Raw genomic sequence first — 21,797 nt, 5'->3', positions numbered from 1 at the left:
GGCATTTCTCTTTTTTTGCCTTTCATTTCAAGCCAGCCTTAACAAAAATTATGTTGCTAATTTAACCCATCATAATAATATAAATTATTTATTTAACCTTTTTTATTTCAATGCATTATTATTTTTTAAAATAAAAAAAGTGAACTTTTTTTCAACTAAAATCATTCAAAATTAGATCTTTTTAGTGATTGGGATCACGAATTTAAATTATTTAATTTGCTAACAAAAATATGTTTATGCATTATAAAAATGGACATTTAGCTTCTTTTTTGGTTTAGCAAAGCTTTCTAAAAGTGTTAATGAAAACGTATAAAATAAAAATGGATTCAATTTTGAGTTAAATAACGAGATCTTTTAACGAAGAATTGCTATTTAAATTAAACGGAATCGTTTTAAGGAAATAAATTATGAACCACTACAATAGATTAAACATTCCTCGTTCTTTGAGTTGTTTGACTAAACTCATCCTTTCTTTGACAGTGTTAACCAGTGTTACGCCCGTTTATGCTGCTTATGAAAGTAATTTTGTTGATGATTCGTCACTCACTGGCAATATATTTTTCTGGAACCGTGATCGTGAAAGAAAAAATATCGACGAACATAAATATGAAAAAAACCTTAGGCACTCATCATTTAACACAAATTTAGATTTTAAGTCTGGTTATATTGCTGATAGATTTGCGATTGAATTAGGCGGTTATGGCGCTTGGGAAGTGAGTAACGGTGGTAATGGACATCCTAATGAAATCGGTTTTAGTGGCGCCAATACTCGATGGGGTGAAGATTGGAAAAAAGATGTCAGTGGACTAAGTTTTTATAAAGCATTAGTTAATTTTAAACTCGACGATAAATTTTGGCTCAGAGCAGGGTATATCCAACCATCAGGTCAAACTTTACTTGCTCCACATTGGAGTTTATTACCGGGCACTTATCGAGGCGTAGAGTTTGGTACTTTGCTTGATTTCGATGATGCGGGTGCGTTATCTATGTCTTATATGTGGACAGATAAATATAAAGCACCTTGGTATAAACGACTTTATGAATTTAAACAATGGGGAAAAGGGAAAAAAATTGATTACCTCCATTCTGCTGGTTTGAAATATGACTTTAAAAACGATTTTGTAATAGAAAGTGCTTTCGGTCAGGCGCAAAATTATATGAACCAATTTTTTGGTAAAGCCTCATATAAAACAGATGTATTTAATAACCCACTGACTATGAGCTACCAATTTTATGGTGCTAAAGATCAGTCTCACAAAGGTAAAAATGTTTATGATGGCTTAGCATGGTTGCAGGCCGCTACTTTAGGTTATCAAATGGGGCCTGTTGGTTTACGCCTCGAAGGTGTTGTTGTTAAAGCAGAAGGGGAGCAAGGATTCTTTTTGCAACGTATGACGCCTGATTATGCTTCTTCAAATGGTCGATTAGATATCTGGTGGAATTCTCGTTCTGACTTTAATGCCAATGGTGAAAAAGCGCTATTTGCAGAAATCACTTATGATTTAGGGGATTTATCAAATTACTTAACAGGATGGAGAACAGGTGCTTCTTATGCTTATGGTTGGGATGCAAAACCAAGCACAAACAAACAATTTAATCAGAAAAAACGTTTAATTGAATCAGCATATAACTTTGATTTAGGTTATACCGTACAAAATGGTTGGATAAAAGATACCTCTTTGCAACTTCATTTTACCAAATATAACAATCACACCAATATCCCAAGTTGGGGAGGTGGATATGGTAATATCTTCCAAGATGAACGCGATATCAAATTTATTGTTACTGTACCTTTCACCGTTTTCAATGCTAAACAAAAATAGGTAATCGTCATGAAAAAGTTTAAATCAGCTATTATTGCTACCTCCATAGCAACATTATTAAGTATGGGAGCAACACAATCAGCTAGTGCTTCACAAAAAATTGTTGATACCATGAGTTCACAATTACGCCTAAATTATCAAATCGTGGATAATGATGCTGTAAATCATGGGGTAGATTGTGCGGCATTGGGTGCAGATTGGGCATCATGTAACAAAGTGACCTTAACTCTTAAAAATACCGGGCCTGCGATTACTGACAAAGATTGGGCAATCTATTTTCATAATATTCGAATGATTTTAGCGGTAAACAATGATCAATTTAAAATTACCCATGTCACTGGTGACCTACACAAGCTTGAACCAACGGAGAAATTCGAAAATATTCCCGCAAATGCTGTTGTGACTATTCCAATCATTGGTGAATATTGGCAAATCAGTGAAAGTGATGTTATGCCTAGATGGTATGTTACCTCATCAAAAGCTGAACCAAAAGTGATTGCCAATACCGATACCGATTCTGATAATCTCTCTGCATTTGTAAAACCATTAGGTGAACAATGGAAAATCTCTCCAAATGATCATAATATTTTAATGACGCCTGAAAATCGTTATCAACGTAACAAAGATATACAAGAAATTAACGAAGAGTTGTTAAAAGGGCAAATTTTACCGACTCCATCCAAACTTACTGTTGGTAAAGAGACGATTACCCTAAATGAAAATGGTGTTAATTTAGTGCTTAATCACTTATCAAAAGAGAGTAAATCAGTATTAGAGGAACATTTTAGAAAATTAGAGATTGCTGTTAGCAGTAAAGGTTTTAATATTAATGCTTCAATTGATAAAAGTGCATTTGAAAAAGGTGTAAAAGGTAGTTATAAATTAGAGATAACACCTCAAGGAGCAACCATTTTAGCCTTTGATGAAAGCGGAATTTTTTATGGTGTAGAATCGATATTATCAGTAATACATGCCAAAAGCCCTCAAGTTATACCTACACTTTCAGCCGAGGATGCTCCTAGATTTGAATATCGAGGAATGATGTTAGATACCGGTCGAAACTTTAAAAGTAAAGAAGCGGTATTACAGTTACTTGATACGATGTCAAAATATAAAATGAATAAATTTCATTTCCATTTAAGTGACGATGAAGGTTGGCGAATTGAAATTCCGGGTTTACCTGAATTGACCGAGTTTGGAAGCAAACGCTGTCATGATTTAAGTGAGACAAAATGCTTATTACCACAACTCGGATCGGGTCCAAATAGCAACAATAGTGGCAGTGGATACTTTACACGAAATGATTATATTGAAATAGTGAAGTATGCAAATGCTCGATTTATTGAAGTCATCCCAGAAATAGATATGCCTGCACATGCTAGAGCGGCGATTATGTCGATGGAAGTGAGATATCAACGCCTAATGAATAAAGGTAAAGAACAACAAGCTAATGAATATCGATTAGTCGATCCAACCGATACATCAAATACGACCACAGTACAATTTTACAATCGACAAAGTTATCTTAATCCGTGTTTAGATTCTTCGAAAAAATTTGTAAATAAAGTCATTAGTGAAATAGCCAAAATGCATGCTGAAGCTAAACAACCAATTTCAACTTGGCATTTTGGTGGTGATGAAGCGAAAAATATTCATTTTGGTAATGGCTACCAAGATATTAATGCGGCTCAAAAAGAGGCGGGTAAAGGTTTAATTGATCAAAGTATTGAAGATCATCCATGGGCAAAATCACAAGCTTGCCAAACCTTTGTTAACAAAGGGATTGTTAAAAACATTGAGCATCTACCAAGTCATTTTGCTGTCGAAGTGAGTAAAATCATTAAAAACAACGGAATTAATCGCATGCAAGTATGGCAAGATGGCGTAAAATTTGCGACCGATGCTAAATCTTTTGCCACCGATGAAGTGATTGTCAATTTCTGGGATAGTTTGTATTGGGGGGGATATGATTCAGTAAATGAATTCGCCAATAAAGGCTATAAAGTTATTGTATCCAACCCTGATTATGTCTATTTAGATATGCCTTACGAAGTTAATCCAAAAGAAAGTGGTTACTATTGGGCTTCTCGTTTCAATGATGAACGCAAAATATTCAGTTTTGCGCCCGATAACTTACCACAAAATGCAGAAACATCGTATGATCGTAACGGTGATGCATTTGCTGCAAAAGGCACCATGAATTGGCCGGGCGCATACGGATTATCCGCTCAAATTTGGACTGAAAATATTCGAACAGATGATAAAATGGCTTACATGGCTTACCCTCGATTGCTCAGTGTTGCAGAGCGTGCATGGCATAAAGCCGATTGGGAGACAAATTATCAAAAAGATCGTCAATTCCAACAAGGCGAAACCCATTATGTTGATCAGCAAAAGCTTTTCAATGATTGGAATCAATTTGCCAATTTAATCGGTCAACGAGAATTAGCTAAATTAGATGCAGCTTCAATTAATTATCGTCTACCTGTCCCAGGTGCGAAGATTGAAAATGGTAAATTGATCGCGAACATCGTCTTCCCTGGTTTAAGTATTGAATATTCAATTGATAAAGGTAATCAGTGGCAACGCTATCAAGGTCCTACTGCCATTAAGAAAGGTGAAAGTGTCATCATTCGTAGCGTCTCGCCAAATAAACAAAGGACCAGTCGCATTGAAATCGTGAAATAAATTAATATTAATCATTATTCTTATCCGTTATTTAACGGATAAGAATAAAATAAAGAAGAATAAATAATCGATAAAACAAATAGATTAAATAATATAACCCCTATTAATGAAGTGTTTCCATATTATCAACTTCATTAAAATCATCACTGCCATCTTCAAAATAGGTTCCCCAACCATCATAATTGACACCAAATTGGTTAGTTAATGTGATGATTTCCGCTATTTGGGCATTAATTAATTCTGCATTAAGTGGACTTTCAGCCACAATATCAAACCCGATAACAACATTGCCAGTATCATCTACATCTTCATCAGGGTCGGTAGCTTCATAACCCAATTTATAAGCTTCTACGGCGACTTTTTCAAGTAGATCAAAATTTTGTGATGAGATATGATGTTCAATAATATAAAGCGCATGAGGATCACTACCATCTTCTAATAGTTCTTCAATAATAGCGTTAGTATCTTGTTGAGCAAGCATAATTTGATCTTTCATAATTTACCTTTTAGTGGTCATGCAATTTGTGTGGTATATTACACGTTTAAAAATAATTTTCGAGAAAAAAAGTGATCGTTGATTTACATTCGCATACAACTGCGTCAGATGGCATATTGACACCTAGTGAACTGGTCAAAAGAGCAGCTGATAATCAAATCAGTATGTTAGCAATTACCGATCATGATACTATCAAAGGTCTGTTAGAAGCAAAAAACACGATAGAACGTGACAATTTACCCGTTAAATTAATTTATGGCGTTGAAGTGTCAACAATTTGGAAGAATAATGAAATTCATATTGTTGGATTAAATATCGATATTGAAAATTCACCGTTGCTTGAATTGTTATCAGCCCAGGAACAAGGTCGAATTGATAGAGCAATGAGCATTGATCAAAAATTGGCGAAAGTCAGCATTGATAATGCATATCAACAAGCACAACAATTTTCGAAAGGTGATATTGTATCACGTGCCCATTTTGCCCGTTTTTTAGTTGCCAATGGCCATGTTAAAGATGTTAAACAAGCATTTAAAAAATATTTAGGCAAAAGTGGTTATGCTTATGTGCCTGCAAAATGTTGCTCTATTAGTGATGCGGTTAATGCTATTCATGCAGCAGGTGGGCAAGCAGTACTTGCTCATCCTAGTCGTTATGATTTAACGTTAACTAAATTAAAAACATTAATTGGTGAATTTAAAGAATATGGTGGTGATGCAATGGAAGTATCACAAAGCCGACAAACACAAGATGATTTACAACGATTGGCAAAATTAGCTAATGAATTCGGATTATTGGCATCTCAAGGTTCCGATTTTCATGATTTGGTTAATTATCTTGATTTAGGTAAAACCACGCCTTTACCAGCCAGTGTGACACCAATCTGGCATAATTGGAATGACTAAATTAAAAAAACAAAACTTAACCATAACACTAATATAGAAGAAAACTATGAGCCAAACTTTTTATATTCATCCTGATAATCCACAAACAAGATTATTAGATCAAATTGTCAAAATTTTAAATGATGGTGGCGTTATCGCTTTTCCGACAGATTCAGGTTATTCACTAGGCTGCTTGCTCGATAATAAGTATGGTGTTGATCGTATTTGCCAAATTCGCCAGCTTGATAAATATCACAACTTTACTTTAATGTGTCGCGATCTTTCGGAACTATCATCTTACGCTTTTGTTGATAACACGACTTTCCGACTCTTGAAGAATAATACCCCGGGTAAATATGTCTTTATTTTGCAAGCCAGCAAAGAAGTACCTCGTCGATTAATGAATGAAAAACGTAAAACCATTGGTTTACGTATTCCTGATAATAAAATTGATTTAGCATTACTTGAATTGTTAGGGCAACCATTAATGACAACCACATTAATTTTACCTAATGAAGATGAAGCCCAATCCGATCCTGAAGAGATTGAAGATAAAATTGGTCATCAAATTGATGCTATTGTGCATGGCGGATACATTGGTCCGCAACCTACAACAGTAATCGACTTAACTAATGACTATCCAGATATTATTCGTCAAGGCAGTGGTGATATAAGCCCGTTTATTTAATGTAACTTTCTGTATAGATTAATGAAATATAAAATTATTATACCTTTTGCTTTGGTAGGTATATTTTTCTATTTGTTAAGTGCTTTGTGGGCTTACCTACAAATTGGTTTTATTAATGAATCAGACTCAACAATAGGTTATGTTACAAATTTTAAATATGAATATAGTCTTTTTAGAGACCGATATAATCATCATGGTTTAATTTATTATCCTATTGTTACTTTTACTGATAAAAATGAAAAAAAGAGAATCTTCACTTCATCACTTGGGTCTAGTCCCAGTCCTTATGATCTAGGTCAACAGGTGAAAGTTCTTTATAATGATAGCACAGCTAAAATATCGGATTTTAGGACACTTTGGTCTGGTATAATTTTTATCGCTTTTATGGGAACGATATTTAGTGCAATTGGATTTTATCTGCCTTATTTTTTGGCAAAACATTCTGAAAATTATAGAATTAATCTTTTAAACAGCAAACGACATAAACGCAAACACAAATATAAAATACATCGAAAGAATAAACGTAAATAAAATAATTATTTAGTAACATTAAAAATTTATACCTATTTTTTGTTGCAAATTGAGTAACTCAATATTCAGCAAATAAAATTTACTAGCTGTATCAAAATAATAAAATCGATTTTGATATAAGTTTTCACTTAAAGTTAAACAAATATGATACCTGTGAAGGTAGCGAGAACTGCTTATGAAAAACATAAAAGATAATACTGAAAAATTACAAAAGGTACTAGCCAATTTAGGCAATGGTTCACGGCGTGAGATTGAAGCCATGATAGCGGCAGGGAAGATCAGCGTTAACGGTAAAATTGCCAATTTAGGCGATCGTGTCGATGTCAGTGCTAATCCCAAAATTCGCATCAATGGGCATTTAATTCAACTAAGAAGTAAAGAAAAAGAGATCTGCCGAGTTCTGGCTTATTATAAACCAGAGGGTGAAATTTGTTCACGTAATGATCCTCAAGGTCGAGCGACGGTATTTGAACGATTGCCACGTTTAAAAAATGCACGTTGGATCAATATTGGTCGTTTAGACATCAATACGTCAGGACTATTGTTATTTACTACCGATGGTGAATTGGCTAACCGTTTAATGCACCCAAGACATGAAATCGAACGTGAATATGCTGTGCGAGTGTTTGGTAATATTACCGATCAGCAAATTAATCAATTGCGCAAAGGTGTACAACTGGAAGACGGTCCTGCTTCATTTAATTCAATTAAAGCACAAGGTGGTGATGGTCTTAACCAATGGTTTAATGTTGTTATAACCGAAGGTCGTAATCGAGAAGTGCGTAGAATGTGGGAAGCAATAGATGTACAAGTAAGCCGCTTATTGCGTATTCGTTATGGCAACATCAACTTACCAAAAGGCTTATCACGCGGTACATGGATGGAACTAGGTATTGATTCTGTCAACTATTTACGTGAACTTGTTGGCTTACCAGCAGAAGTTAAAAGTTTTACTAAAACAACTTCATCATCGGACAAAAAAACGGTTAGACCAAAACGTATCAAATTGAATAATCCCTCTAAATCACCTCGTCGTGCTACGGCTAAAAAACCTACTCGAAAATAGAGCTACTTATCACCTCAATACATAATTTGTATTGAGGTGTGCGCCCATCAAAAAATTGATTAATGTTAAAAATATTATTTTTTACGCTTTGTTATCATCGCTGTGATGTAGAAATATAGCATTAAATGAAAAATGCTAAGTTTTTTTTTTTCATAAAATCGGCAAAAATAATTAAAGGCTATTTTAATTAACTTGTTACCCATCAAACTTGTTATATTCTAAATAGTTTGATAAAGGATAAATAATTATTAAAAGGAAATATTATGCGAATAGTAATAACAATTTTTGTCATTTTTTTTCTTACCGCTTGTCATACACGTACAAGTGAGGAAGCATATAAAGAGGGAAAATATCTAGAAAGTATCAGTTTATTAACTAACAGTATTGAGGAAAAAGGCCTTAAAAAGTATGACAAAAAGAAAGCCGAAAAGTTACATACTTTAGTCACTAATGTTATGGAGCATTATGAAACCAATCTAGCCAATACTTCAAGCACCGATTATGAAAAACGTATTGATATCTACCAAAACTTGTTGAAAATGAAAATGATGCTTAGGGATCGTTTTTATAGTTCAACGGTCGATTTTTTTAATAATAAATATGATTCGGAACAATTAGAGCAAACCATTGCTAAACAATATTATGATTATGGAAATTCAATAACGGGCACAGACAGTATAAGCTATAAAAACAAAGCCAATTTATACCAACGTGGTTTAGAACGATATAATTATAAAGATATTGAAAAACGGTATCAAAACGCCAATACGAAATATATGCAGGTTGCAGCAAAAGAATACTATGATTTAGGTAAGAAATTTGCACAAGAAAGAAACTACAAAGAGGCTGCAAGGGCTTTTAGCAATGCTTCACAAGTTTATCAACCACTCGGTAAATATAGAGATAGTGATAAACGAGCGATTGAAAATGACAAAAAATATCGCACGGAACAAGCCGAGGCTGCTTATCAACAAGCTCAATACATTTTAGAAAGTGCAACCAAGCGTCATGAGTTTCGAGAAGTAGCGGAATATTTTAACAAAGCAGCAAATGTTTACCAGCCATATGGTAAATATCGTGATGCAAGAGTATTAGCTGAAACTTACCAAAAAAAGGGAATTGTTAAAGTCTACTATGATTCATCTTCATCTTTCGCAAATGAAATAAGAGAAAATATAGGCGCAAATTATATTGTATTTAGTGATTATTTGGGTAATTCAGATGTTAATATACAAATTAACTACGATATTGATTTTAATGATCTTGGCAAATCAGTTAATTATGAAACAAAAACTGAACAGGTATTTGATAAATATGTCGAAGTGCCAGATAAAAAAGGGAGAATAACCAAACTCAAAAGCTATAAAGATCAGCGCTACACTATAGAAACAGAAACTCATAGCAATCAACTAACATTAACGACAAACATCATGGTTAACGGTATGTATAGCTATATTAAATCATTTAAAGTTAAAGAAACTTCCGCTAAATATAAATATATTTATAGTGGTGATGTACCTTCAAAATACCGTAACTATAGTGAAGGAAGTTTAAAATCTCGAGATGAACTCTATAAGCAAGCCCAAAAAGAACAACTAACCGAATTAAGGTCTAGATTAAAGGATATTGCTAATGATCTTTCTTATCTTTAATAGAAAGATTTAAGAGAAGATAAAAAGTATCTTGAGGTTGGTAATGGACAAGTTGCACATACTTTTTTTAGTATATTGCACAACTACGTTAACACCTCAAGATACCAACTCAACAGCTAATTATCATAAAATAAGAATCATTTAGTAGTGAAAGTAAAAAGTTTAAATTGACTTATATATAATCGGTATTAGAACGGGGACTATCTCCGTATGCATCAATAATCAATACGGATGATTGTGCATTAGTGCCTACAACCATTGCTAATGAACATGACGTGATGATGAGAACGACAATCAAACATTTTGATATTGGTCAGTGTCAGGCAGAAGAGTGGATTGAACGAATTCGTCAAAAGGGTGTAGATATTTATGATTCAAATCAGATTGATTGGACTAATATATCTGACCAATATTAAGTAATGCTGATATGGCGAATAACGTTAATCTTAAATAAAGTTGATAAGGCAACAGAAAGTTCTAAATTAATTGACATATTGGTATAAACAAAGTTGAAGATAATTCAAATTTTTTCTTCGTTATATAATCGCCTAAGTTTTTCGGTTCGTTGGATTAGTTCTTGACGGACGTGTTCAGGCTCTAAACAGAGGCATTGATGCCCAAAACTCATTAATATACCGTAACTATAATCATCTTCGATAAAATCAAAATCGACTAGATATTTATCATCATTGAATGGATTTATATCTTTCTCATCACAATAATCTAAAATGCGTTCTAAGATAGAGCTATCAATTAATAATTTTATTTTAAAGACTTTTGTTTTCATATCACGTTTAAATAAAGAAACCATGTCTGGAATCGATCTTTTGGTAAAATTAATGTCTGTTTTATGAACGTTAGACATTTTAGATAATTTAAATAGGCGAAAATCATTTCTATTTAAACAATAACCTTGTAAGTACCACTCTTTTTCTTTAAATAGTAGTTGGTAAGGCTCAATTAATCGAGAAATCGCATCATGTTTAATTTTTACATAATCAAACGATAAAAGTAATTGCTGACTTAACGCCACTTTAATAATAGCTATTTTATTATTAATGTTTTGTTTTAAAAACCAAGGCGATAAATCTACAGCAAGCTGATTCAGTTCATTGCCTAAATCATTAAGTTCTTCCTGAGACAAAAAGCTTTTAATTTTTTCGTGAGTATGGAATTTTTCATTTTCACTTAAAATTGGAGAAGATAATAAATTCAGACCTTTTAAAAGAACAGTCACATCATCTTTAGTAAATAGACCTTTACTGATTTTATAATCTTTTAAAATACTGATTCCGCCCTGACTTCCTGCATATGTGATGATCGGAATTCCAGCACGCTCAATAACTTGTATATCTCGATAAATAGTTCGCAATGATACATCTAATTTTTCCGATAATACTTTAGCGCTTATTCTATCTTTTTGAAGTAGTATCATAATGATAGTAATTATACGGTTAATTTTCATATTTTAAGTTTTGAAATAATTGATTTTAAATATGACATACAGTTGTCAGGGTTACCTCATCATAATATAGATAACATAATTTAAATATATTAATTTTTTTAATATCTATTACAAAAAGGTAACCAAAATGTTTAAACCAAATAGCGTTATTATCTATGTTAAAAACATCGATATTAGTACCGATTTTTACACAAAAATACTTGAACAAAATCCTATTGAAACCTATCCAGGATTTGCAGTTTTTTCATTAAAAGACGATTTTATTTTAGGATTACAACAAGCCGATCAAATCACACCTAGAGCGCCGAATTATTATGGCGGTTTTGAGCTCTCTTTTAGTGATGTAACAAAAGATAAGGTAGACGAAATTTATTCATTATGGAAAAAGTTGAACGTAAAAATAGAACTTGAACCTCAAATGCTTGATTTTGGATATACATGTGTTGGCAATGATCCAGATGGCCATCGCCTTAGAGTTTGTGCAACTGATACTTCAAAGTTTGAATAGAAGTAATTAAATAAAATTAAAAAGCAATGATTATCTTTTTTTATGAAGGGTTAACATTTAACTTAATTTTCGATAAAGATATATAGGAGTGAGAAATTCGCTCCTATATAAATATGATATCCTTAATAATTAAATGCTATTTGATATTTTATCTTGTTCTTCAAACCACATTTCAATGAAATCATCTTCTTTTGAAGACCTTTGATAAAGGGTACCTACAATAATTGCCCCGATAATAAAAAGTCCCGCAATAAAAGAAAAAACGCCTATTTGCATCAAAAATTCTGAATCTGTTTCTTCAAGTGAAAATATTATTGTTAAACAGATGCAAAACAAGAGTAATAAGCAACTTAAACAAGTTATGGTTGGATAGTAACCTTTTATATTATCTTCTTTTGTCGGTGTATATGCCGTTTTATCGGATAATTGCATAATATTAATTGAATCTTTATTTTGCGTAGCAATGATTTGCCCTTTTTGCTCTTTAACTATACCATCTGCAGCGAGTGACAATGCAAGCCATGCATGACTATAATCTAACTTACCTAAATTTATCTCCAATTGATAAAATTTATTTGGTTCGAGTTTTATTCCGCTATTTGGATCAAATAATGTAGCTTTAAAACTGTGTAAAGCTGGAGATGGTAAATATAGTGTCCATGCTTGGTTAATCTTTCCTCTTTGTACTTGTTTAGAATCCAAAAAGTACTCTAGATCTTTATTGAAATTAGTTAAATTTGTATTAAGGGAGCGGAATAAATTTATTTTCAAAGGGGATTGATTTAATACCTCTTCATCATTTGAAAACAATAGTGCACAACAATATTCTGTTACCTGTAATTGAGTTTCAGTGTCAAATAATAGATTAATTAATAGTATATTTTGTATCGAATTATCATCAATCCAATCATTAATCTTATCTATGGAGGGTATTATGTTGGAAAAGGTAATATTGGACTGATGAATGTTTAGTTCATTGAGTTGGCTATAACTCATTAACGCATTGTTTATAACTTCTTGGTCTTGATTAGTGTTTAAAAAAATTGTCACACTTGAAAGAATGTTTAATTTAGATTTCATTGGTAATAAAATCTTATCAAACAAATAGAATAATGGAGAACTGTCATTTTCTCTTATAATTGAAATGGGTATTACTTTATCTGGATTTGTTGGAGAGTGTCCCTCAAATCTCATTATTTTTAAAGAGACATTATCAATACCTGTAATATAATGGTAATCGATCAGATTTATTGAACTTTGGCACCAACTTTGCCAATTTAAACGCATGTTTTTTAGATAGTGATTAAATATTAACGCATCAACTTTTTCATAAAAAAAGAAGCTATATAAAAATCCCATCACAGACAAACCAAATAATATTGGCATAATAATAAAAAAAATGAAGATAAGATTAAATTGTGAGAACACAGCATCGTTATCATTCTGAACAATAAAAATAAAAATGATATAAAATAAAAAACTAATCACAAAAATCAATAAATAAACCCATTTTGAAAAGTTCTTGGGTATTGTTTTTTCTTCAATATTTGGTAATTGCCATTTCATTAGTTGCATCCCACTTGTGTTAATGTTGATATTAATACACAGCCACATGCGGCATGACATCCTTCAACAGCAACTTGGCGTTCATGCATTAACCAAGTAGGATGCCCTTCAATAATCGGATTTATACCATGTCCTTTTTTCGGGCAAGATACACTGTCTCCCACTAAAGCAACAGGTTTACCATCAAAATCAGCTCCAGATGCACTAATAACATTTCCACCATGCGAATGTGGATCACCTAACCGTATTACACCTTTCATAAATAAATTCCTTACTTATATTTTATTTACCTTTTTTCAGATCTAACTTCATGACGAATTTTGTCCCAACCTTGATAGGGTTCAAGTTTAATATTACGTGCGCCAGTTAATCGCTCTATTTTTGCCAATACATCAACAATGGTTAACCTGACGCTTTTATCGGCTTGTGTGTCAATATTAGAATTATTTTTCTGCCCCAATTTCACAACGTATTTTGTCCCAACCTTGATAGGGTTCAAGTTTAATATTACGTGCGTCAGTTATCCGCTCTATATAAGCAGGTTTATAATAAATTTCCCAGTATCGCCCAAATAGTTGAACTTCTTTCAGGTGTTCACCATTAAGGTATAAATTAATATTTGTTTGGGTGTCTATAACACCATTTAATGAATGGTATGATTGTCTAGGGTTTAACCCAATCCGTTCATAAAATGCTGTTTCTCCAAACAGTACATCATTTTTTAGAATAAAATAGCCTGTATTACCAGAAATGGTAACGGTATTAATAAAGCCTTCCATAGTCGATTTTTTAACATCATTAAATTGCAGGGTTAATGGGTTATCATCTACCCCAATAAAACGCTCGACTTGCTCACTTGGGTTAGCTGCAAAATCGGTCACCTCGCCAACATAAAAAGTTTTACCGCCATCAATTGAAAACGGCACTGCAGACATATCATCGGTTGGAATGCCAATATAATCCTTGCCTGGGTTGTAATAGTTAAATTTTGGTAACCTATCATGAGTAAAAAAGATTTTGTCGATACGCGTATGAATATTTTTGGCCTGATCGTGGTACCAAATTAATCCTTCACAGTTTTCACCTTGCAGCTCTAAATAACGAGCTGCATCATAACGGTAAATAACCTGACGTTTTTCACTTAGATAATAAAACGAAGCTGTATAGTTGGGATTACTTGTTTTAATAACTTCTGGATAAATAATTTCATAACCTTGCTTTGGCTCTGGCATTGGAATATCCAGTCCCATTGTTTCTTCATATCTTTCCGGTAAATTTGAACCAAAGTTAATGATAAAAGCCCATAAACCGCCAGGAATGACAATGCAACAGATCAACAGTTTAATTAGTTTCTTTTTCATGTTTTGCCTCCTCTGCGACGCCTAATAGATGGCGTAATTGGGTTTGTAATTTAATAAGCGGCGCATAACGGTTATAGACGGTTATCGGTTGTTTTAAGTTAGGATTACACTGCCATCGCTGCCAACCAGTATAATTGGCAGGCATGATTGGCATAGTTTGAGGTTGATCCGTCCAGCGAAGTCCCATATATCTTATACTGCCTTCAAAAGATTTTTCACTGGTAGCTGAAATTATGGCAGAACGTGTACCGTAAGGTTTGGGTGAACGGTAAATACTTCTATTTTTATCTTTTAAGAAAAATTGATTATTCATAACCATAATGTTTTCTATAGTATTATAAGTAGGTTGATAACTTCCCATACCCTCATACGTCTCAATATGAATGGTACGAAAAGAACGTCCGCCGTCTTGGGAAACATCTATAGCAGAATAATCACTTAAAGGTACAAAGATATAATCTTCAGGCATATGGGCAAAAGGCTCGGTTAAAACCTTTGCCGAGTGCCGAGCTAATTCGTAATAGATCTGCTTTTGATCATCAACATAGTACATTCGCCCTTGGCAACCATAGCCAGTAAGTTGAATAAATCGGTGCTCATCAAAACGGAACACAACTTGGGTAGGGGCTGTATATTTAATTTTATCTTCACCCGGTAAAGGAATAATTGCCAAAAAACAGACCAAAAAAACGCTGTAACTTAACCAACAAAAAAGATGCCAACGTTTAAAAAAACAAAATAGAAATAATGCTAAACTCAGTAGTAAATAACTTATAATCAACAACTAATATTCCTTCTATAGCAAATGACGCAATATTGTCATTTTGTTGCATTTCAATACAGCTAATCTAGCTATTACATCAATAATAGTTAGCTTGACACTTTTATCGGCTTGTGTGTCAATATTAAAATTATTTTTCTGCCCCGATTTCACAACGAATTTTGTCCCAACCTTGATAGGTTTCAAGTTTAATATTACGCGCGTCAGTTATCCGCTCTATATAAGCGGGTTTATAATAAATTTCCCAATATCGCCCAAATCTTTGGACTTCTTTCATGTTTTTACCTTTAAGGTATAAATTAATATCTGCTTTAGTGTCGATACCATTTAATGAATGATAAAATTGTCTAGGGTCTAACCCAATCCGTTCATAAAATACTGTTTCCCCAAACAGTACATCATTTTTTAGAATAAAATAGCCTGTATTGCCAGAAACGGTAATAGTATTAATAAACCCTCTCATATATTCATCAACATCCCTAAATTGCAGGGTTAATGGGCTATCATCTACCCCAATAAAACGCTTCACTTGCTCACTGGGTTTAGCTGCAAAGCTGGTCACGTTGCCAACATAAAAAGTTTTACCGCCATCAATTGAAAACGGTATTGCTGACATATCATCAGTTGGAATGCCAATATAGCCCTTGCCAGGGTTGTAATAGTTAAATTTAGGTAACCTATCGCGAGTAAAAAAGACTTTGTCGATACGCGTATGAATATTTTTGGCCTGATCGTGGTACCAAATTAATCCTTCACAGTTTTCACCTTGCAGCTCTAAATAACGATCTGCATCATAACGGTAAATAACCTGACGTTTTTCACTTAAATAGTAAAACGAGGCTGTATCGTGGGGGTCATTAGTCCGAATCGCATCAGGGTAAATAATTTCGTAACCTTCTCTTGGCTCAGGTATTGGAATATCGAGTCCCGTTGTTTTTTCATATCTTTCCGGTAAATTTGAACCAAAGTTAATAATAAAAGCCCATAAACCACCAGGAATGACAATGCAACAGATTAACAGTTTAATTAGTTTCTTTTTCATGCCTTACCTCGTCTGTGACGCCTAATAGATGGCGTAATTGGGTTTGTAATTTAATAAGCGGCGCATAACGGTTATAGACGGTAATCGATTGTTTTAAGTTAGGGGCACACTGCCATCGCTGCCAACCAGGATAATTGGCTGGCATAATTGGCATAGTTTGAGGTTGATCCGTCCAACGGTACCCTGCATATTGAATAAGACCTGCTAAATATTCCTCGTGAGCGGGCGATAATATCGCAAATCCCGAACCGATAGGCTTGGGGGAACGGTAAATACCTCGGTTTTTATCTTTTAAGAAAAATTGATTATTCATAACCACAATGTTTTCTACCGTATTATAATCTGGGCGATAATGACCCGTAAGATCCGTTGTTGGAAGTTGTATAGAGGTGAAAGAACGCCCGCCATCTTGGGAAAAATCTATGTCAGAATAGTCAGTACTTGGAATGAAAATATAATCTTCAGGCATATGGGCAAAGGGTTCGGTTAAGACTTTTGCCGAGTGCCGAGCTAATTCGTAGTAGATCTGCTTTTGATCATCAACATAGTACATTCGCCCTTGGCAACCATAGCCAGTAAGTTGAATAAATCGATGCTCATCAAAACGGAACACAACTTGGGTAGGGGCTGTATATTTAACTTTATCTTCACCCGGTAAAGGGATGATTGCTAAAAAACAGACCAAAAAAACGCTGTAACTTAAACAACAAAAAAGATGCCAACGTTTAAAAAAACAAAATAGAAATAATGCTAAACTCAGTAGTAAATAACTTATAATCAACAACTAATATTCCTTCTATAGCAAATGACGCAATATTGTCATTTTGTTGCATTTCAATACAGCTAATCTAGCTATTACATCAATAATAGTTAGCTTGACACTTTTATCGGCTTGTGTGTCAATATTAGAATTATTTTTCTGCCCCAATTTCACAACGTATTTTGTCCCAACCTTGATAGGGTTCAAGTTTAATATTACGCGCGCCAGTTATTCGTTCTATATAAGCGGGTTTATAATAAATTTCCCAGTATGAACCAAATTGTTGAATTTCTGACATGTTTTTACCTTTAAGGTATAAATTAATATCTGCTTTGGTGTCGATACCATTTAATGAATGATAAAATTGTCTAGGGTTTAACCCCATCCGTTCATAAAATACTGTTTCCCCAAACAGTACATCGTTTTTCAGGATAAAATTGCCTGTATTGCCAGAAATAGTAATTTTATTTTTAAAATAACCTAACCCTTTTTTAATGTCTGAATCTGAAAACTCAAGTGTAAGTGGACTATCATCAACACCAATAAAACGCTCGACTTGCTCACTGGGTTTAGCTGCAAAACTGGTCACGTTGCCAACATAAAAAGTTTTACCGCTATCAATTGAAAACGCTATTGCTGACATATCGTCGGTTGGAATGCCAATATAGTCTTTACCCGGGTTGTAATAGTTAAATTTTGGTAACCTATCGCGAGTAAAAAAGACTTTGTCAATACGTGTATGAATATTTTTGGCCTGATCGTGGTACCAAATTAATCCTTCACAGTTTTCACCTTGCAGCTCTAAATAACGATCTGCATCATAACGGTAAATAACCTGACGTTTTTTACTTATATAATAAAATGAAGCTGTATAGTTGGGATTACTTGTTTTAATAACTTCTGGATAAATAATTTCATAACCTTCTCTTGGCTCAGGCATTGGAATATCCAGTCCCGTTGTTTCTTCATATCTTTCTGGTAAATTTGAACCAAAGTTAATGATAAAAGCCCATAAACCGCCAGGAATGACAATGCAACAGATCAACAATTTAATTAGTTTCTTTTTCATGCTTTGCCTCCTCTGTGACGCCTAATAGATGGCGTAATTGGGCTTGTAATTTAATAAGTGGCTCATAACGGTTATAGACGGTTATCGGTTGTTTTAAGCTAGGATCACACTGCCATCGCTGCCAACCAGGATAATTGGCAGGCATGATTGGCATAGTTTGAGGTTGATCTGTCCAACGATACCCCTTATATTGTCTGTGACCTTCTAAATATTTCTCGTTAGTCGCCGACAATACCGTAAATGCCGAACCGATAGGTTTGGGTGAACGGTAAATACCTCGATTTTTATCTTTTAAGAAAAATTGATTATTCATAACCACAATGTTTTCTACGGTATGATAAGTAGGTTGATAACTTCCCATACCCTCATACGTTTCAATATGAATGGTTTCGAAAGAGTGTCCACCATCCTGGGAAAAATCTATAGCAGAATAGTCACTTAAAGGTACAAAGATATAATCTTCAGGCATATGGGCAAAAGGCTCGGTTAAAACTTCTGCAGAGTGCCGAGCTAATTCGTAATAGATCTGCTTTTGATCATCAACATAGTACATTCGCCCTTGGCAACCATAGCCAGTAAGTTGAATAAACCGGTGCTCATCAAAACGGAACACAACTTGGGTAGGGGCTGTATATTTAACTTTATCTTCACCCGGTAAAGGGATAATTGCCAAAAAACAGACCAAAAAAACGCTGTAACTTAACCAACAAAAAAGATGCCAACGTTTAAAAAAACAAAATAGAAATAATGCTAAACTCAGTAGTAAATAACTAATCAACATCAGAAACTCCTTTTAAGTCAGGATCGGGAAACACCCATTGTGGTGGTTCGGTTAATTTTTGGTATTTTGGTTTTTCCAATTCTTCTTTTATTGGTTTAAGTATCCTATTTGGCATGCTGTGGTAAAAATGGTTGACAACTAATTTTTCATCTTCTGGCATATGTCGATTTGGATAGTTCATGGCTGTTTTTAACTCTTTAGGTAGTATCCCCTTATGAACATATTGAAAGGTTTCGGGATCGGTATTTTCAGGGTGGCGCCAATCAGCCAGTACCCGCCAACTATTTAATAATGTTTGATGTGATTCACTAATATTTTCAACAACCCCAATTGCCAGATCATAAGCCATGATTTTAGCTGGCGCTTCCAAACTGTTGGTTATGCCCGAATGGTGAGAACTGGTATCCTCTTTTTCGTCTACTTCTTTACCTATTTCGGACTCAATTTGTTTTTGTGGATTACGGTAAATCACTAATATTTTATTTTCCCGCTTGACCATATAACTTGCGGACTCTATGCCTCTATCCCATTCAGGATGCTCGTCGAGCAATTTTTTTAATTGGAGTTCATCAGTGATAAAAGGCGATGAAATATCCTTTTCATCTATTTTTTTTTCAGGTATATAATCAGGTCGATCAATGATTTGATAATTTAATTTTTTTTCAAAATGTTCAACAAATTGGTTATCACTATTATAAATATCATTATAGTGGATGGCTCTGCTTAACTTTGTTTTGCCACTTGGTTTATCTACTGTGTAGATCATGGTTTCCGGAACGGGCTCACCATTAATCAATCGGGTGGTTAATATATAAGGTGCAGTTGTTAAGCCACCTGTTGTTACTGTATTACATTCATACACTGATTTACCGTAAAGATCAGATGCTGATAGCTTTGGATTTTTATTTGAATTTTCATTTATTTCATAATCTATACAATCTGACTCTAATTGACCAGAACTAGTCTTTTGATAAACAAGTTCCGGATAATCTCGTTTTATTTCTTCGTTAGAAGGTATATAATGCACATGAATTGATTGACCTTCATTTGCATAACAGCCATGACTAAAAAATCCATCATGCCCTTTGAATAAGGGTTCTTGAATTAATTTAGTTAACTGTTCTGAAAGTAACACAACCGGTATGTTTACTCCGTAATAGGTTTTAGCCCCACGACGTTGTTGATAATCCTTCACACTAATATAACTTGGGTAATCTTTTTCTTGTACCTCAATAAGAATAAGAGGAATTTTTACTTCTTTATTTTTAGGATCATTACCAACGATATGACCATGACTAAAAATTCGTTGTTTAAGGTTTTGATGTTTACACTGTTTAAAAATATTATCGGGAATACCTTGCCAACCCATGCCTTGAACATTCCATAACGATACTACATGATCATTGGGACTAAAGTATTGATACACTTTACCAAAGTTATCGCGATAAAACAGTTCTACATCATCGCCAAGTCTATCATACTGCTTTTTAGTTCCATCCGCTTGGGTATAAAGTTCACTATCGTCAATTGCAGTATTTATTACCCCTGTTTCTATCAAATTTTCTGGATTGAACTTTTTTGATCTTCGATCTGTTTGAAAATTATGCATTTGATCAACAAAATTAATAAATGTTTGCTCTCGCCCGTATTGTGATTGAACCCCCATAGATAGATCTTTGGAAACTATTTCAGCTAAAGTTGGCTCAAAAGCATAGGGTGAATGCGCCAAAATCACGCAATCAGCAGGTAGTGGCTCGCTTTTATCATTGGCTAAAATTAGATTGGCTAACATGGTAATAATAGTGCCTTGACTGTGGGCAACTATATTAATTGGAATATTTTGACCTTCGGTATCCTTTCTAATCTGTTTGATTAACTTCGCCAAACGATGGGCTGCAAAGGCATAATAGATACGATGTGGGTTTAGATAGCTTCTTGCCCCCTTTGGTGTAGCTAGCTCGCCAGCAGATCCTAAAAAGCCAGCCATTCCCGGACCATACATATCGGGTATACAAGTGGTTGCATTGGCGAAAGGCCCGCCATTACGTCGATAAAGGTAATCGATCCAGTTACCAAATTTGTCGCAATTAAGTTTATTGACCTCTATATTATCAGTTTTGAGATGGTAGTTGCGTTCAACCCAATAGCTATTGTAGGGTAATTCAGGATCTTTAACATTGCTATCCTGTAATCTTTTGTAATAGGCGATCTGTTCTTGTTTATAGGTCTCTTCGTCAACTGGTCTGTATCCCCAGGTAAAGGGAATAATAGGTGAATAACTTTTATGTTTTACCGTTTTCGGTTTTAAAGGCGGTTTTATTTGATCAACATTTTCTTGCCATTCTGGCAACATCTGGATTCGTGGCGAAAAATCATCAGCACTTGTTTGCGCCCATCGCCATTTGTTAGGTTTTAAATCTTTACGACCTAAACGACGATTTAAACCTTCGCAAATCATTTTATCTTGATTTTCAAACGCTTCTCCAACATCATTTACGCCATGAATTAATATTACAACACAGGGTAAAGGGCGTGATGCTTCTATATTACTTGTTAACATGGCTCCCGATTCAGGGGGAAGTCCTGTAGTACTATCCGAGATATTGTTTCCTTTTAAGTTATCAAAATCAGGCATA

Annotated in this window: 21 protein-coding genes; 9 read left to right on the top strand and 12 right to left on the bottom strand. The window is 34.0% G+C overall.

The annotated features are described in order from the left end of the window. The first annotated feature begins 407 nt into the window (after positions 1-407). Both A9G17_RS02285 and A9G17_RS02280 read left to right on the top strand, forming a co-directional pair. Positions 408-1,823, top strand: a complete 1,416-nt coding sequence (locus A9G17_RS02285; protein WP_065737314.1) for an OprD family porin — start codon at positions 408-410, stop codon at positions 1,821-1,823. A 9-nt stretch (positions 1,824-1,832) separates the two neighbouring features. Continuing rightward, on the top strand, positions 1,833-4,511 hold the full coding sequence (locus tag A9G17_RS02280) for a beta-N-acetylhexosaminidase (protein WP_065737313.1): 2,679 nt from the start codon (positions 1,833-1,835) through the stop codon (positions 4,509-4,511). Positions 4,512-4,614: 103 nt separating this feature from the next. Here the strand turns inward: A9G17_RS02280 and rraB are convergent, their stop codons facing one another. Further along, positions 4,615-5,007: a ribonuclease E inhibitor RraB gene (gene rraB, locus A9G17_RS02275; protein WP_065737312.1), complete on the bottom strand. Its 393-nt coding sequence runs from the start codon at positions 5,005-5,007 to the stop codon at positions 4,615-4,617. A 71-nt stretch (positions 5,008-5,078) separates the two neighbouring features. On the opposite strand from rraB, the gene rnm reads away from it, so the two are divergent. From rnm to A9G17_RS13035, 6 genes are all read left to right on the top strand, one after another. Continuing rightward, positions 5,079-5,912 carry an RNase RNM gene (gene rnm, locus A9G17_RS02270; RefSeq protein WP_065737311.1) on the top strand — a complete coding sequence of 278 codons (834 nt, stop codon included), beginning with the start codon at positions 5,079-5,081 and terminating at the stop codon, positions 5,910-5,912. Between the two features lie 46 nt (positions 5,913-5,958). After that, positions 5,959-6,579: an L-threonylcarbamoyladenylate synthase gene (locus A9G17_RS02265; RefSeq protein ID WP_065737310.1), complete on the top strand. Its 621-nt coding sequence runs from the start codon at positions 5,959-5,961 to the stop codon at positions 6,577-6,579. A gap of 21 nt (positions 6,580-6,600) precedes the next feature. Then, positions 6,601-7,110 carry a DUF3592 domain-containing protein gene (locus A9G17_RS02260; RefSeq protein WP_065737309.1) on the top strand — a complete coding sequence of 170 codons (510 nt, stop codon included), beginning with the start codon at positions 6,601-6,603 and terminating at the stop codon, positions 7,108-7,110. Positions 7,111-7,285: 175 nt separating this feature from the next. After that, positions 7,286-8,176 carry a 23S rRNA pseudouridine(2605) synthase RluB gene (gene rluB / locus A9G17_RS02255; RefSeq protein ID WP_039126869.1) on the top strand — a complete coding sequence of 297 codons (891 nt, stop codon included), beginning with the start codon at positions 7,286-7,288 and terminating at the stop codon, positions 8,174-8,176. 263 nt (positions 8,177-8,439) lie between these two features. Beyond that, the gene (locus A9G17_RS02250) at positions 8,440-9,828 is read left to right on the top strand and encodes a hypothetical protein (protein ID WP_065737308.1); all 1,389 of its coding nucleotides are present in this window, start codon (positions 8,440-8,442) and stop codon (positions 9,826-9,828) included. A gap of 245 nt (positions 9,829-10,073) precedes the next feature. Beyond that, positions 10,074-10,244, top strand: coding sequence for a hypothetical protein (locus A9G17_RS13035; protein WP_176714242.1), 171 nt, complete (start codon positions 10,074-10,076; stop codon positions 10,242-10,244). A gap of 104 nt (positions 10,245-10,348) precedes the next feature. Here A9G17_RS13035 and A9G17_RS02245 read toward each other — a convergent pair whose 3' ends face one another. Continuing rightward, positions 10,349-11,263, bottom strand: a complete 915-nt coding sequence (locus A9G17_RS02245) for a helix-turn-helix transcriptional regulator (protein ID WP_176714241.1) — start codon at positions 11,261-11,263, stop codon at positions 10,349-10,351. Between the two features lie 157 nt (positions 11,264-11,420). Between A9G17_RS02245 and A9G17_RS02240 the strand changes: the two genes are divergently transcribed. Then, complete coding sequence (locus A9G17_RS02240) at positions 11,421-11,801, top strand: VOC family protein (protein ID WP_065737306.1); 381 nt, start codon at positions 11,421-11,423, stop codon at positions 11,799-11,801. Positions 11,802-11,930: 129 nt separating this feature from the next. Here A9G17_RS02240 and A9G17_RS02235 read toward each other — a convergent pair whose 3' ends face one another. The 10 genes from A9G17_RS02235 to A9G17_RS02190 all read right to left on the bottom strand — a co-directional run bounded on the left by A9G17_RS02235 (position 11,931) and on the right by A9G17_RS02190 (position 21,796). Continuing rightward, positions 11,931-13,367, bottom strand: a complete 1,437-nt coding sequence (locus tag A9G17_RS02235) for a hypothetical protein (protein WP_065737305.1) — start codon at positions 13,365-13,367, stop codon at positions 11,931-11,933. After that, positions 13,367-13,627 carry a PAAR domain-containing protein gene (locus tag A9G17_RS02230; protein ID WP_065737304.1) on the bottom strand — a complete coding sequence of 87 codons (261 nt, stop codon included), beginning with the start codon at positions 13,625-13,627 and terminating at the stop codon, positions 13,367-13,369. The genes A9G17_RS02235 and A9G17_RS02230 overlap by 1 nt, the downstream gene beginning before the upstream one ends. A 26-nt stretch (positions 13,628-13,653) precedes the next feature. Then, the gene (locus A9G17_RS02225; protein ID WP_065737303.1) at positions 13,654-13,833 is read right to left on the bottom strand and encodes a hypothetical protein; all 180 of its coding nucleotides are present in this window, start codon (positions 13,831-13,833) and stop codon (positions 13,654-13,656) included. After that, on the bottom strand, positions 13,811-14,728 hold the full coding sequence (locus tag A9G17_RS02220; RefSeq protein ID WP_065737302.1) for a T6SS immunity protein Tli3 family protein: 918 nt from the start codon (positions 14,726-14,728) through the stop codon (positions 13,811-13,813). Before A9G17_RS02220 ends, A9G17_RS02225 begins: the two co-directional genes overlap by 23 nt. Beyond that, a complete protein-coding gene (locus tag A9G17_RS02215; RefSeq protein WP_065737301.1) occupies positions 14,709-15,512 on the bottom strand; it encodes a T6SS immunity protein Tli3 family protein in 804 nt (267 codons plus the stop codon). Before A9G17_RS02215 ends, A9G17_RS02220 begins: the two co-directional genes overlap by 20 nt. 127 nt (positions 15,513-15,639) lie before the next feature. Further along, a complete protein-coding gene (locus A9G17_RS02210) occupies positions 15,640-16,551 on the bottom strand; it encodes a T6SS immunity protein Tli3 family protein (RefSeq protein ID WP_065737300.1) in 912 nt (303 codons plus the stop codon). Next, positions 16,532-17,335, bottom strand: coding sequence for a T6SS immunity protein Tli3 family protein (locus tag A9G17_RS02205; protein WP_065737299.1), 804 nt, complete (start codon positions 17,333-17,335; stop codon positions 16,532-16,534). The genes A9G17_RS02210 and A9G17_RS02205 overlap by 20 nt, the downstream gene beginning before the upstream one ends. A gap of 127 nt (positions 17,336-17,462) precedes the next feature. Further along, a complete protein-coding gene (locus A9G17_RS02200; protein WP_065737298.1) occupies positions 17,463-18,380 on the bottom strand; it encodes a T6SS immunity protein Tli3 family protein in 918 nt (305 codons plus the stop codon). Continuing rightward, positions 18,361-19,161 (bottom strand): T6SS immunity protein Tli3 family protein, encoded by an 801-nt coding sequence (locus A9G17_RS02195; protein WP_065737297.1) that lies wholly within the window; start codon positions 19,159-19,161, stop codon positions 18,361-18,363. Before A9G17_RS02195 ends, A9G17_RS02200 begins: the two co-directional genes overlap by 20 nt. After that, the gene (locus A9G17_RS02190; protein ID WP_065737296.1) at positions 19,151-21,796 is read right to left on the bottom strand and encodes a T6SS effector phospholipase Tle3 domain-containing protein; all 2,646 of its coding nucleotides are present in this window, start codon (positions 21,794-21,796) and stop codon (positions 19,151-19,153) included. Before A9G17_RS02190 ends, A9G17_RS02195 begins: the two co-directional genes overlap by 11 nt. Between the last annotated feature and the right edge of the window lies 1 nt (position 21,797).

It is taken from the genome of Gilliamella sp. wkB7, assembly GCF_001693435.1.
GTDB lineage: Bacteria > Pseudomonadota > Gammaproteobacteria > Enterobacterales > Orbaceae > Gilliamella > Gilliamella apicola_N.
The sequence above is the reverse complement of the archived record's forward strand: the minus strand, read 5'-3'. Positions and strand labels throughout refer to the sequence as shown.